Annotated in this window: 12 protein-coding genes and 1 pseudogene; 6 read left to right on the forward strand and 7 right to left on the reverse strand. The window is 62.5% G+C overall.

Annotated features, from left to right (window positions below; genetic code table 11):
• Positions 1 to 71: 71 nt before the first annotated feature.
• The 5 genes from pqqB to ACZ5BO_RS31935 all read left to right on the forward strand — a co-directional run bounded on the left by pqqB (position 72) and on the right by ACZ5BO_RS31935 (position 5,040).
• Complete coding sequence (pqqB, locus tag ACZ5BO_RS31915) at positions 72 to 983, forward strand: pyrroloquinoline quinone biosynthesis protein PqqB (RefSeq protein ID WP_025131239.1); 912 nt, start codon at positions 72 to 74, stop codon at positions 981 to 983.
• Positions 984 to 1,076: 93 nt separating this feature from the next.
• Positions 1,077 to 1,829: a pyrroloquinoline-quinone synthase PqqC gene (gene pqqC, locus ACZ5BO_RS31920; protein ID WP_464697431.1), complete on the forward strand. Its 753-nt coding sequence runs from the start codon at positions 1,077 to 1,079 to the stop codon at positions 1,827 to 1,829.
• The gene (gene pqqD, locus ACZ5BO_RS31925; RefSeq protein ID WP_025131237.1) at positions 1,826 to 2,101 is read left to right on the forward strand and encodes a pyrroloquinoline quinone biosynthesis peptide chaperone PqqD; all 276 of its coding nucleotides are present in this window, start codon (positions 1,826 to 1,828) and stop codon (positions 2,099 to 2,101) included. The genes pqqC and pqqD overlap by 4 nt, the downstream gene beginning before the upstream one ends.
• Positions 2,073 to 3,242, forward strand: coding sequence for a pyrroloquinoline quinone biosynthesis protein PqqE (gene pqqE, locus ACZ5BO_RS31930; RefSeq protein ID WP_051586112.1), 1,170 nt, complete (start codon positions 2,073 to 2,075; stop codon positions 3,240 to 3,242). Before pqqD ends, pqqE begins: the two co-directional genes overlap by 29 nt.
• Entirely contained in the window at positions 3,208 to 5,040 is a 1,833-nt protein-coding gene (locus ACZ5BO_RS31935) for a S9 family peptidase (RefSeq protein WP_464697432.1), read from the forward strand. The genes pqqE and ACZ5BO_RS31935 overlap by 35 nt, the downstream gene beginning before the upstream one ends.
• Positions 5,041 to 5,082: 42 nt before the next feature.
• Here the strand turns inward: ACZ5BO_RS31935 and ACZ5BO_RS31940 are convergent, their stop codons facing one another.
• The 5 genes and pseudogenes from ACZ5BO_RS31940 to ACZ5BO_RS31960 all read right to left on the reverse strand — a co-directional run bounded on the left by ACZ5BO_RS31940 (position 5,083) and on the right by ACZ5BO_RS31960 (position 8,446).
• Positions 5,083 to 5,241 carry a YqaE/Pmp3 family membrane protein gene (locus tag ACZ5BO_RS31940; RefSeq protein WP_011063854.1) on the reverse strand — a complete coding sequence of 53 codons (159 nt, stop codon included), beginning with the start codon at positions 5,239 to 5,241 and terminating at the stop codon, positions 5,083 to 5,085.
• 117 nt (positions 5,242 to 5,358) lie between these two features.
• Positions 5,359 to 5,673 (reverse strand): annotated as a pseudogene (locus tag ACZ5BO_RS31945) (helix-turn-helix domain-containing protein).
• Positions 5,674 to 5,742: 69 nt separating this feature from the next.
• Positions 5,743 to 6,468, reverse strand: coding sequence for a type 1 glutamine amidotransferase (locus tag ACZ5BO_RS31950; protein WP_464697433.1), 726 nt, complete (start codon positions 6,466 to 6,468; stop codon positions 5,743 to 5,745).
• Positions 6,468 to 7,751 carry an aspartate aminotransferase family protein gene (locus tag ACZ5BO_RS31955; RefSeq protein ID WP_464697434.1) on the reverse strand — a complete coding sequence of 428 codons (1,284 nt, stop codon included), beginning with the start codon at positions 7,749 to 7,751 and terminating at the stop codon, positions 6,468 to 6,470. Before ACZ5BO_RS31955 ends, ACZ5BO_RS31950 begins: the two co-directional genes overlap by 1 nt.
• Positions 7,748 to 8,446 (reverse strand): MOSC domain-containing protein, encoded by a 699-nt coding sequence (locus tag ACZ5BO_RS31960; RefSeq protein WP_464697435.1) that lies wholly within the window; start codon positions 8,444 to 8,446, stop codon positions 7,748 to 7,750. Before ACZ5BO_RS31960 ends, ACZ5BO_RS31955 begins: the two co-directional genes overlap by 4 nt.
• 102 nt (positions 8,447 to 8,548) lie before the next feature.
• On the opposite strand from ACZ5BO_RS31960, the gene ACZ5BO_RS31965 reads away from it, so the two are divergent.
• Positions 8,549 to 9,478, forward strand: a complete 930-nt coding sequence (locus tag ACZ5BO_RS31965; protein WP_464697436.1) for a LysR family transcriptional regulator — start codon at positions 8,549 to 8,551, stop codon at positions 9,476 to 9,478.
• Between the two features lie 225 nt (positions 9,479 to 9,703).
• On the opposite strand, the gene ACZ5BO_RS31970 is transcribed toward ACZ5BO_RS31965, so the two are convergent.
• Entirely contained in the window at positions 9,704 to 11,482 is a 1,779-nt protein-coding gene (locus tag ACZ5BO_RS31970; RefSeq protein ID WP_025131230.1) for an acyl-CoA dehydrogenase C-terminal domain-containing protein, read from the reverse strand.
• Between the two features lie 184 nt (positions 11,483 to 11,666).
• Positions 11,667 to 13,463 carry an acyl-CoA dehydrogenase C-terminal domain-containing protein gene (locus ACZ5BO_RS31975; protein WP_464697437.1) on the reverse strand — a complete coding sequence of 599 codons (1,797 nt, stop codon included), beginning with the start codon at positions 13,461 to 13,463 and terminating at the stop codon, positions 11,667 to 11,669.
• Between the last annotated feature and the right edge of the window lie 82 nt (positions 13,464 to 13,545).

A 13,545-nucleotide genomic window follows, 5' to 3' on the forward strand; every position in this document is an offset into this window, starting at 1 on the left:
CTCGGCCCGTCCGGGGCGTTTTTATTTTCAGTTCTCCATCTTTTTTTCCAGTCCTCATCCAGGGAGCATTCATGTTCGTCCAGATTCTAGGTTCCGCCGCCGGCGGTGGTTTTCCGCAGTGGAACTGCAACTGCGTAAACTGCGCAGGGTTTCGCGACGGCAGCCTGCGGGCCCAGGCGCGCACTCAATCGTCCATCGCGATTTCCGATGACGGGGTGAACTGGGTGCTGTGCAACGCCTCCCCGGACATCCGTGCCCAGCTCCAGAGCTTCGCCCCCATGCAGCCGGGCCGTGCGCTGCGGGACACCGGGATCGGCGCCATCATCCTCATGGACAGCCAGATCGATCACACCACCGGCCTGCTCAGCCTGCGCGAAGGTTGCCCGCATCAGGTCTGGTGCACCGACATGGTCCATGAAGACCTGAGCACCGGCTTTCCCCTGTTCAAGATGCTCAGCCACTGGAACGGCGGCCTGAACTGGAACCGCATCGAGCTCGACCAGAGCTTCACCGTTCCTGCCTGCCCCAACCTGCGCTTCACTCCCTTGCCCCTGCGCAGCGCGGCCCCTCCTTATTCGCCCCACCGCTTCGATCCTCACCCGGGAGACAACATCGGCCTGATCGTCGAGGACCTGCGCAGCGGCGGCAAACTCTTCTACGCCCCAGGGCTGGGCAAGGTAGAGGGTCCTCTGCTGGAAATCATGTCTGCCAGCGATTGCCTGCTGCTGGACGGCACCCTGTGGGAAGACGACGAGATGCAGCGCCGCGGTGTCGGCACCCGCACCGGCCGGGAAATGGGCCACCTGGCCCAGAACGGCCCCGGCGGCATGCTCGAAGTACTGGAGCAACTGCCCCGCCAGCGCAAGGTGCTGATCCACATCAACAACACCAACCCGATCCTTGACGAAGACTCCGCCGAACGTGCCGAACTGGTACGCCGAAAGGTGGAAGTGGCTTACGACGGAATGAGTATTGAGCTGTAGGACCAATCGACTACAAGCTCGACCAGAGCCTTGGGACCCTATGCGCAGGAGCGGGTTTGCCCGCAAAGCGGCCGAAACACCCGGAGAATCAACATGACCGACACCCCCATGTCGCCTGCCGAATTCGAGCAGGCACTGCGCGCCAAAGGCGCCTACTACCACATCCATCACCCCTATCACGTGGCGATGTATGAAGGCCGGGCGAGCCGCGAGCAGATCCAGGGCTGGGTCGCCAATCGCTTCTACTACCAGGTGAACATCCCCATGAAGGACGCGGCGATCCTCGCCAACTGTCCTGACCGGGAAATCCGTCGTGAGTGGATCCAGCGCCTGCTGGACCATGACGGCGCCCCCGGGGAAGACGGCGGCATCGAGGCCTGGCTGCGCCTGGGCCAGGCCGTGGGCCTGGACCCGGACCAACTGCGCTCCCAAGAACTGGTGCTGCCCGGCGTGCGCTTTGCGGTAGATGCCTACGTCAATTTCGCCCGCCGGGCCAGTTGGCAGGAGGCCGCCAGCAGCTCCTTGACCGAACTGTTCGCCCCGCAGATCCACCAGTCGCGCCTGGACAGCTGGCCCCAGCACTACCCCTGGATCGACCCGACCGGCTACGAGTACTTCCGCACCCGGCTGGGCCAGGCCCGGCGAGATGTGGAACACGGCCTGGCGATCACCCTGCAGCACTACACCACCCGCGCCGGCCAGGAGCGCATGCTGGAGATTCTGCAGTTCAAACTGGATATCCTTTGGAGCATGCTCGACGCCATGAGCATGGCCTATGAATTGAACCGCCCGCCCTATCACAGCGTCACCGACCAGCGGGTCTGGCATAAGGGGATCAGCCTATGAATTTCGACCGCAGCAAAACCCCACGCTGGCGCCCCGGCTATCGCTTCCAGTACGAGCCGGCGCAAAAGGGCCACGTGTTGCTGTACCCGGAGGGCATGATCAAGCTCAATGACAGCGCTGCACTGATTGGTGGCCTGATCGACGGCGAGCGCGACGTGGCGGCGATCATTGCCGAGCTGGAGGTCCAGTTCCCCGGGGTGCCCGAGCTTGGCGATGACATCGAGCAGTTCATGGAGGTCGCCCGTGCTCAACACTGGATCGAACTCGGCTGAGCCCGCCGCCGTGCCCGGCAAGCCGGAAATCGGCCTGCCGCTGTGGCTGCTGGCCGAGCTGACCTATCGCTGCCCACTGCAATGCCCCTACTGCTCCAATCCCCTGGATTTTGCCCAGCAGGGCAAGGAGTTGAGCACCGAGCAGTGGATCAAGGTATTTCGCGAAGCCCGGGAGATGGGCGCCGCGCAGCTGGGCTTCTCCGGCGGCGAGCCGCTGGTGCGCCAGGACCTCGCCGAGCTGATCGGCGAGGCACGCAAGCTGGGGTTCTACACCAACCTGATCACCTCCGGCATCGGCCTGACCGAACAGAAGATCAGCGACTTCAAGAAAGCCGGCCTGGACCACATCCAGATCAGCTTCCAGGCCAGTGACGAGCAGGTGAACAACCTGCTGGCCGGCTCGAAAAAAGCCTTCGCCCAGAAGCTGGAGATGGCCCGCGCGGTCAAGGCCCACGGCTACCCGATGGTGCTGAACTTCGTCACCCACCGGCACAACATCGACAAGATCGACCGCATCATCGAACTGTGCATCGCCCTGGAAGCCGACTTCGTCGAACTCGCCACCTGCCAGTTCTACGGCTGGGCCCAGCTCAACCGCGTCGGCCTGCTGCCGACCCGCGAGCAACTGCTCCGCGCCGAACGCATCACCAATGAATACCGTGCCAAGCTGGAAGCCCAGGGACATCCTTGCAAGCTGATCTTCGTCACCCCGGACTACTACGAGGAACGTCCCAAGGCCTGCATGAACGGCTGGGGCAGCATCTTCCTCACCGTGACCCCGGACGGCACCGCCCTGCCCTGTCATGGCGCGCGGCAGATGCCGGTGCAGTTTCCCAATGTGCGCGACCACAGCATGCAGCACATCTGGTACGACTCCTTCGGCTTCAACCGCTTTCGCGGGTACGACTGGATGCCGGAGCCCTGCCGCTCCTGCGACGAGAAGGAAAAGGACTTCGGTGGCTGCCGCTGCCAGGCCTTCATGCTCACGGGGGACGCCAGCAATGCCGACCCGGTGTGCAGCAAATCGGAGCACCACGGGATAATTCTCCAAGCCCGCGAAGCGTCCGAAACCGCTACCCAAACCATCGAGCAACTGGCCTTTCGCAATGAACGAAACTCCCGCCTCATCGCCAAGGGCTGAGCCCTTCAGCGCCAGCCTGGCCACCGCTGCCGGGGTCGACTTTGCCGAACTGCAACTGACCGCCCATGGCCTGCTCTGGAATGAGTACCGTCCCACCGACGCCAGCTGCCGGATCTGGCACTGGCGGGAGGGGCAGGCCCATTGCCTGACGCCGCCAGGCTTCAGCGCTCGCAGCCGGGTCTATGAATACGGTGGTGGTGCCTTCTGCCTCAGTGGCGAGGTGCTGGTGTTCGTCAACGAATCAGACCAACAGCTGTATCGGCAAGCCCTGGCGGGCGGCGCACCCAAGGCCCTGACCCAGGGCGAATGCCGTTACGGTGACCTGCACAGTCATGGCGATCAGGTATTGGCAGTCGAAGAGCATGCCAAGCAACATCGACTGGTCAGCATCGACATTGAAAGCGGGCGCCAACACCTGCTCGCCGCTGGAGCAGACTTCTACGCTGCCCCAACCCTGAGCCCCAATGGCCAGCGCCTGGCCTGGATCGAGTGGGACCGCCCCCATCAACCCTGGACCTGCACCCGCCTGATGCTTGCCGAACGCCTGGCCAACGGAACCTGGGGCGACCCTCGCTGCGTGGCCGGAGAAGGTGAACTGGAGTCCCTGCAACAACCGCGATTCGATCAGCACGGCCAGCTCTACTGCCTCAGTGATCGCCAGGGCTTCTGGCAACCCTGGGCCGAGGCCGACCATGGCTTGCGTCCATTACCAAGCGCAGCTGCCGACCATGCTCCGGCGCCCTGGCAACTGGGTGGCTGTACCTGGATCCCCCTTGGTGAAGATGCCTGGCTGGGCACCTGGACCGAACACGGTTTTGGACGCCTGGGGCTGCACCAGAGCGCCGGTTCACGACAGGACTTCAGCGGCGGCTACAGTCGTTTTCGCAGCCTGGCGCTGGATGAGCAGCACCTGTATTGCATCGCTGCGTCGCCCATCAGCCCCTCTGCAGTGATCGCCATCGCCCGCGATACACATCAGGTTCAGGTACTGGCGGGCGGGGTCGCGCCTCTGCCGGCAGAGCGCATCAGCCGGCCACAAACCCTGTGCTACCCCAGTGGAGAAGGCCAGGCTCACGGTTTCTTCTACCCGGCCATGAACGGTGTCAGCCGGCCGCCTCTGGTGGTGTTCATCCACGGTGGCCCGACGTCCGCCTGCTACCCGATGCTCGACCCGCGCATCCAGTTCTGGACCCAGCGCGGCTTTGCCGTGGCCGACCTGAACTACCGCGGCAGCAGTGGGTACGGCCGCGCCTATCGCCAGGCCCTGCACCTGCGTTGGGGCGAAGTGGACGTGGAGGACGCCTGCGCGGTGGTGGCCTACCTGGACCAGCAAGGGCTGATCGACCCGCAGCAGGCGTTCATCCGCGGCGGCAGCGCCGGAGGCTACACCACCCTCTGCGCCCTGGCGTTCGCCAAGGTCTTCTGCGCCGGCGCCAGTCTGTATGGGGTCAGCGAGCCGGTAGCCCTGGCACGCGCCACCCACAAGTTCGAAGGTGACTACCTGGACTGGCTGATCGGCGATCCGGAACAGGACAACGCACGCTACCAGGCCCGTACCCCGCTGCTGCACGCGGACAAGATCAGCGTGCCGGTGGTGTTTTTCCAGGGCGAACTGGACGCCGTGGTGGTGCCCGAGCAAACCCGCGACATGCTCAAGGCACTGCAGGGCCAGGGCATAGCCGCCGAGGCCCATTACTACCCGGATGAGCGTCATGGTTTTCGCAAGGCCAGCAATCAGGCCCACGCGCTGGAGCAGGAATGGCGGTTCTATTGCAAGGTACTGCAGGGGCAGCACTGAGCAGCGCCTTGCCCGCTCCATCGGAACGGGCAAGTCTGGGGATCAGCGCTTGGCGATGATGTATACCGCGTGCACGATACCGGGGATGTAGCCGCACAGGGTCAAGAGGATATTCAGCCAGAAGGCGCCGCCGAAGCCTACTTGCAGAAAGACCCCCAAGGGCGGCAAGAGGATGGCGAAAATAATACGGATCAAGTCCATGGGCAGCTCCTGAGGGTCAGCGGCTCGGGCGAGCCTTACCTGCAATCGACCCTGGGCCCAGGCCAGGGTTCAGACCGATTGCGCCTGCGCCCTCACCTCCAGCTCTCCTGCCAAGTCTCAGGCGAGCATCTCGATACCGTGCTTCTGCACGATGCTCAACAGCTTGAGCGCCATGCCGCTGGGGTGCTTTTCACCGGTCTCCCACTTCTTCACCCTGGACGCGCTGGTATTCAGATAACGCGCAAACACCGGCTGGCTGACCTGATTGCGTCACCGCAGCTGCTTGATCTGTTCTGCGGGAACCTGCGCGGGAACAGCGGCGATGCAAGCCTCGTCGAAGCGGCGCATGGTGGTCTTGCCGATGAGTACAACGAGCCTGTAATCGGCGACGCTTTCAAGGTCAAAGTGGGGTTCTGAAAAAGACCGAGACAAAAAAACGCCCCGTGCGAAAAATCGGACACGGGGCGACGCGTTATACCGCGAGACGGTTCAGTAATTCAGTCAACGTAAGGTCGGATGTGGCCCTGACAGATAATCCAGGACTCGGAATAGGGTCGGCGCCAGGCCGCTGCAATGAGGGATCCCGGCAAGAATCGCCTGTTGGTCCTCGACGCTGTCCGGCTTGGCGCTGTGCTCGGCGTTCAGCCAGTCGCTGGGGCGGCTCTGCAAGAGCGCCTCGATGCTCTGCAGGTCGCTCTGCAACAGGCATTGCAGGCCAATGGCCCGCTCCTGCCAGATGAAGCCCTGGTGAGCGCAGGCTGCAGAACGATAGAGGGGCAGCGCCCCCTTGGGCAGGTCGAAACTCTCACCATGCCAATGAAAGGCCATCAGGCGTTCCGGCAGCGCCAGCCCGAGGGGCGAATCCTGGGCATGGGGGTATTTCTCCACCGGCCACCAGCCAATTTCCCTGACAGCGCTAGGGCGCACCTGAGCCCCCAGAGCCTGCGCCAGGAGTTGGCCTCCCAGGCCAATGCCCAGCACCCGCTTGCCTGCGGACAACGCCTTGCGCAGCAGGCGTTTTTCCGCCGCCAGCCAGGGAGCCTGAACCTCGTCATGCACGCTCATGGGCCCCCCCAGGACGATCAGCAAGTCGAAGCTGTCGAGCCGCGGCAACCGTGCCTGGGCATAGAGATGGCAGATATGCACGGCACTCGCCCGCTCCAGCAACCACTGGTTGATCCGGCCCGGGCCGGCTGCGCAGGAGTGCTGCAGGATCAGCACGCGCATTAGACGGATACTCCTTTGCGACAGTGCAATTGCGCCGTGCGCACCCGGGAGAAGGCCCGGGCCAGGCGCAGGAGCATCTCGTCGATATTGCCCTTGCTGACCGTCAGTGCCGGAGTGAAGCGCAGGCAGTCCGCTTGCGGGGCACTGAGCAACAGCCCCTCCTGCAACGCGGCCTTGACCACGGCTTCTGCCGAGTCGCCTGTCAGGGACATGCCCCAGAGCAGCCCATGGCCACGAACCTCGCCCAGGTCATAACGAACCGCCAGGCGATTCAGCCCCTGCCCCAGGTATTGACCGCTAGTCCGCACCTGCTGCATGAAACCGTGCTCTTGCAGGCTGTCCAGCACTGCCAGGCCGGCCGAGGTCATCAGGGCGTTGCCGTGATGGGTGCCGTCCAGTTCGCCGTGTTCGAAGCAGCAAGCCTTGCCTCGTGCCAGCAAGGCCGCCAGGGGCACGCCACCGCCCAGTCCCTTGCCCAGACTGATGATATCGGCGCGTATGCCATACAACTGCTCGGCCAGCAGGGTGCCACAGCGGCCAGCGCCGGTCTGGACCTCATCGAGGATCAGCAGAATGCCCAGCTCACGGCACAGACGCTCGACTCCCTTGAGGTAATGCTCGGTGGCCGGAATGACTCCGGCTTCGCTCTGGATCGGCTCGAGCATGATCGCCACTGTTTGCGCGTCCACCGCGGCATGCAGGGCCGGCAAGTCATTGAATGGCACCTGGCTGAAACCCGGCAATTGCGGTTCGAAGCGGTTGCCCGAAGCCCCCACGCCGGCCGCCGACAGCGCGGCAAAACCTCGGCCATGGCAGCTTCGGCTGGCGGTGATGATGCCTGCGGCGCCGCCGCGATGCAGTTGCCCCCACTTGCGTGCCAGCTTGATCGCCGCCTCGCAGGCTTCACTGCCGCTGCTCAGCAGGTAAGCCTGATCACTGCCAGTGCTGCGGCACAAGCGATCGGCAAGCTTGAGCATGCCGCGGTTGTAGAAGCCCGAACCGGGGTTGATCAGCGACTGGGCCTGGGCGGCAATTGCATTGACCAGCGCCGAAGGGCTGTGGCCCAGGCTGTTGGCGGCACCGGCCTGGGTGAAGTCCAGGTAGGTGCGGTCGTCACTGTCCCACAGCCAGGAACCCTGGCCGCGGACGAATACCGGCTGAGGACGCTGCACACTGGGCATCAGGCACTCGCTGGAGAGGGAAGTGTCCGGGATGGACGCACCCGGCTCGACGGCCAGGTCCTCCAGACTCGGAGAGGTACGGCGCAAACCGAACAGATTCATGCTCGCAGGCCCTCCAGGGGCAAGCCCAGCAAGCGCGCTGACCAGTCCTCGACGCAGCCAGTGCGCAGACGCTTGATGGCAATGTCACGCCAGCGCGAAGACAGCGCCGGACAGTCTATGAGTTTCTGCAGCCCGGCAGGCTCCAGTGGCTCCTGGAAGAAGTAGTGCAAGGCACTGGCCACTGTCAGTTCGGGGTAGCTGCGCTGGATCAGCTCGAAGGGTTCGTCCGCCTGCACGAAGCCGGGCTTGAGCACCCGATAGAACCAGCCACAGCGACCATTTTCCTGGGCCTGCCGAGGCAGATTGATCAAGCCCCAGCGCTGGCTCAGGCGGTAGCAGGGTGAACGAGGCTGGCTGATCTGCAGTAACGCCCCACCCCAGCGGAACATGTCTCCCAGGCAGACCTGTTCTTCGGTCAGGCCATGAGTCGAAAGGTTTTCCGCGAAGGCCGGCGCGCCCCAGTCGAACTGCGGATAACGTTTACGCCAGTGCCTGTAATGTTCGGCAGGATAATGGTGCAGCGCTCGTTCAGGGCCGGTGTGAAAGCGAGGATCGCCATGCTCGTCGCTACCCAGGCCCTGTGGCCACAACCAGAGACGGTTGGCAACCGAGTGCTTGTCGGTATCGTTCAGCAGACCCTGACCGATATTTTTTGCCTTGCCTATGTAAACACCATCGACATAAACGGTATTCATCGCCCTTCGTGGCCCTGTAAGCCTAGTGAATAGGCGCTAGACTAGGCCTCTCCGGGGCTTCGGGCCATTTCGTTTTTTAAGCTTTTTCGATAAGAAATACTTATGGATTTTAAGCAACTGCGTTATTTCGTCGCGGTGTATGAAGAAGGCCATGTGGGGCGTGCTGCAGAACGCCTGTCGATCTCACAACCGGCGCTCTCCCAGCAGATCCGCCAGTTGGAGCAGAACCTCGACGTCAGCCTGTTCGAGCGCAGCAGCAAGCGCCTGCTGCCGACCCTCGCCGCCCACACCCTGTACAACCATGCCCTGCCCCTGCTCGACGGCCTGCAACAGGCCCGTGAAGCCCTGCGCAACTTCAAGGGCCAGGCCCTGCACACCCTGGCCATTGGCGTGCTGCAAACGGTGCACACCAGCCTGGTGCCACAGATGCTCGAACGGGTGCGCAAGGCCCAGCCGCATCTGGTGGTACAGATCTACGAGCTGACTGGATTGGAGATCGAGCGGCGCTTGCTCAATGGCTCGCTGGACATCGGCATCAGCTACCTGCCGCCCCGCCAGCCAGGGCTGCACGGTGTACCGCTGTACGAAGACGAGTTGACGCTGGTCATTCCCGAGCAACACCCACTGCGTGAGTTCAAGAAAGTGTCCATGAGCCAGGCGGCAGAGTTGCCCATGCTGCTGTTGGGTGAGGAGTTTCAGATCCGCCAGATCTGGCAGGCACAACTGGCCAATCTGGGGAGACGCCCACAAGTCCAGGCGGAGTTGAACAACATGGCCGGCATTCTCGACAGCCTGCCCCATACACAGCTGGCCACTGTGCTGCCGGGGCGGTCACAACAGCAGCACGGCAACAAGGAACTGCTGTGGAAACCTCTGAGTGAGCCCAGGGTGCCGTTGAAGGTGGGGTTGGTCTGTCGTGATCTGCAGCGTCAGCAAGGGACACTGGAATTGCTGCGTGCGCTACTGGAGGATTCGATGAACGCTCAGGACGGGCGCCTGGGCGGTGTCGGAGTGGTGGAAGTGCTGGGTTGAAACCACAGCAACAAAAAATCCGGGCAAAAGAAAACCCCGCCGAAGCGGGGCTTTGCAGACTGTTTCCCTGACATCCTTTTCACTCCACCATCCTGGCGGAATCCTACGTGTCCGTGTTGTTGCTTTGCGCTTCCTGCGCGACGTCCATGTGAAGTAGATTAGCTCCAGCCGTCATCTGCCGATATGGGCGATCTGCAGCACGTCATGTAAGAGATTACTTACACGTCAGAACTGCTCAGCCTGCAGCAGGAACAGGGACTCGCTACCTGCCTTGACCGACGCGGTCAACGAATGGATCCGCGGCAACAAACGGGCAAAGTAGAAACGTGCAGTGCCCAGCTTGCTGGCATAGAAATCCTCTTCCTGCTCCTTGCCCAAGGCGGCCTTCGCCATCAACGCCCACATATAGGCATAGGCGGTGTAGCCGAACACCTGCAGGTACTCCACCGAGGCCGCGCCTATTTCGTTGGGGTTGCTGACTGCCCGATCCAGCAGCCATGCCGTCAACTCATCCAGGTTGTCCAACGCCGCATTCAAGGGGCGAGTGAACTCCGCCAGTTGCTCATCGGCGGTGGCGGTGAAGTGGCGAATCTCATCGGCGAACAAGGTATAGAACGCTCCGCCGCTGCCGACGATCTTGCGGCCCACCAGGTCCAGCGCCTGAATGCCGTTGGTGCCTTCGTAGATCTGGGTGATCCGCACGTCGCGAACCAATTGCTCCTGGCCCCATTCGCGGATGTAGCCGTGGCCGCCAAAGATCTGTTGGCCATGAACCGTGGTTTCCAACCCCAGATCGGTGAGGAATGCCTTGGCCACGGGTGTCAACAGTGCCACCAGGCTTTCCGCGCGTTTGCGGGTCTGGGCGTCTTCGCTGAACTTGGCGGTATCCAGTTGCATCGCCACGTAAGTCGAGAATGCGCGGCCACCTTCGTTGGCAGCCTTCATGGTCAGCAGCATGCGCCGTACATCCGGGTGCACGATGATCGGATCGGCGACCTTGTCCTTGGCTTGCGGACCGGTAGGCGAACGGCTTTGCAGGCGATCACGGGCATATTCCACCGCGTTCTGGTAAGAGCGCTCACCAGTCGCCAGGCCCTGGATACCGACCCCCAGGCGCTCGTAGTTCATCATGGTAAACATGGCCGCCAAGCCTTTGTTCGGCTCACCCACCAGGTAACCAATGGCCTGATCGAAGTTCATCACGCAGGTGGCCGAAGCCTGGATTCCCATCTTGTGCTCGATCGAACCACAGCTCACCGGGTTGCGCGCCCCCAGGCTGCCATCGGTGTTGACCATGAACTTGGGTACCAGGAACAGGGAAATGCCCTTCGGGCCGGCCGGGGCATCCGGCAGTTTGGCCAGCACCAGGTGAATGATGTTTTCCGTCAGGTCGTGCTCACCGCCGGTGATGAAAATCTTGGTCCCGCTGATGGCATAGGCACCATCCGCCTGAGGCTCGGCCTTGGTGCGGATAATCCCCAGGTCGGTACCGGCATGGGGCTCGGTCAGGCACATGGAGCCGGCCCAGACACCGGCATACATGTTCGGCAGGTACGCGGCTTTCAGTTCTTCGCTGGCATGCGCATTGATCGACAGACAGGCACCAGCGGTCAGCATCGGATACAGGCCGAATGCCAGGCTTGCGGAGTTGACCATTTCCTCGACCTGGGCGGACACCGCCTTGGGCATGCCCATGCCACCGAACTCCGGATCGCCTCCCACGCCAACCCAGCCACCCTCGGCGTAGGTCTGGTAGGCCTGTGGAAAACCTTGCGGGGTGGTCACCTCGGTATTGTTCCAGTGGCAACCTTCTTCGTCGGCGCTGCGGCTCAAGGGTGCGATGCTTCTGGCAGTGACCTTGCCTGCCTCTTCGAGAATGGCCTCGACTGTCTCGGCATCTACGGTTTCAGCCAAAGCCGGCAACTGGGCCCAGAGTTTGGCGACCTCGAACACTTCATTGAGGACGAAGCGCATATCGCGCAGGGGGGCTTTGTAGTCAGCCATGGCAAACCTCGCAAGATCGAAGACAAGTGGGCCGAAACAGGCCCATTTACGAAAACCCGAGTGTACCCGAACAACTTTTAAGACACATAGGGTCAACTAGTGACTTTTTTGTTATTTTTAGTCATAGACAAATGCCAGCAGGATAAAGCCCGCAGCAGCAGGCTTTATTCAGGGCAACTCAAGGTCACAGCGCGAACAACTGGGCCGGCAGCTTCATCAAGCAATCACTGCCAGACTCAATCGCCGCCAGATGAGCGCCGGTGCGGGGCAGCAAGCGCTTGAAGTAGAACTCGCAGGTGGCCAGCTTGGCCTTGGTGAAGTCCCCATCGCCCTGCCCGGACTCCAACTGCTGCTGAGCCACCAGGGCCATACGCAACCAAAGATAGGCCAGGATGATGTAGCCGCTGTACATCAGATAATCCAGGGCGGCAGCCCCCACTTCATCCGGGTTCTTCATCGCCGCCATGCCCACCTTGGTGGTCAATTCGCCCCACTGGCGGTTCAAGCCGTCAAGTTGCGCGATATAGCCCCCAAGCTGCGGATGCTCAGCGTTGGCCACGCAGAACTTGTGCACGATTTTGGTGAAGCCCAGCAGCAGCTTGCCCTGGCTGCCCAGCACCTTGCGCCCCAGCAGATCCAGGGCCTGGATGCCATTGGTGCCCTCATAGATGGGGGCAATGCGGCAATCACGTACCAACTGCTCCATGCCCCACTCGCGGATGAAGCCGTGGCCGCCAAACACCTGCATGCCATGGTTGGTGACTTCCAACCCGGTCTCGGTCATGAACGCCTTGCAGATCGGGGTGAGGAATGCCAGCAGGTTGTCCGCCTCCTGACGCTGCGCCGGGTCATCACTCAAATGGGCCACGTCCAGCAACTGGGCGGTGAAATAGGCCAAGGCCCGGTTGCCCTCGTTGAAGGCCTTCATGGTCAGCAGCATGCGTCGCACGTCGGGGTGGACGATGATCGGGTCCGCGGTCTTTTCCGGGGCCTTGGGGCCTGTCAGAGCGCGCATCTGCAAGCGCTCATTGGCGTATTTGATCGCCCCCTGGAAGCTCGTTTCACCCAGGCACAACCCCTGCATTCCGGTGCCCAGGCGTGCGTGGTTCATCATGGTGAACATGCAGTTCAGGCCTTTGTTGGCCTCGCCGATCAGGAAGCCCTGGGCGCCGTCGAAATTCAGCACGCAGGTGGCTGACGCCTTGATCCCCATCTTGTGCTCAATGGAGCCGCAGCTCACCCCATTGCGCTCGCCCACTTCACCCGTCGCGTCCGGCAGGAACTTGGGCACGATGAACAGCGAAATGCCCTTGGTTCCGGCCGGTGCATCCGGCAGCTTGGCCAGGACCAGGTGAATGATGTTTTCACTCAGGTCGTGCTCACCGGCAGAGATGAAGATCTTGCTGCCGGACAGCGCATAGCTGCCATCGGCCTGAGGCACGGCGCGGGTCTTGATGATGCCAAGGTCAGTACCGCAATGGGCCTCGGTCAGGCACATGGTGCCGGTCCATTGCCCGGCGGTGAGCTTGTTCAGGTACAACTGTTTCTGCTCGCGGGTGCCATGGGCATGAATCGCCGACATGGCGCCGTGGGTCAGCCCCGGGTACATGCCCCAGGAAGTGTTGCTGGACCCCACCATCTCGCTGATCACCAGCCCCAGCGAGTGAGGCAACCCCTGGCCGCCGTATGCGGGGTCGGCGGCCAGCCCATGCCAGCCGCCCTCCACATATTGGGCGAAGGCTTCCTTGAACCCCCTGGGGGTGGTCACCACGCCATTGTCGAAATGACAGCCCTCCTCATCACCGGAGCGGTTCAGCGGGGCCAGGACGTTTTCACAGAACCTGGCCCCTTCCTCGAGGATCGCGCTGACCATGTCCGGGCTGGCATCGGTAGCCCCAAGGGCCGCGTAACCGGCATGGAAGTCAAAGACGTGGTCGATCAGAAAGCGCATGTCGCGCAGGGGGGCTTGATACTCGGGCATGGTGATTCCTCCGGCAGCAGATCAAATCAACCTACTGCTGCCGCCCTCGACCTGCCAATGACTGTGCAGGCGCTGAATGCGC

The sequence above is a fragment of the Pseudomonas sp. FFPRI_1 genome (assembly GCF_055384485.1).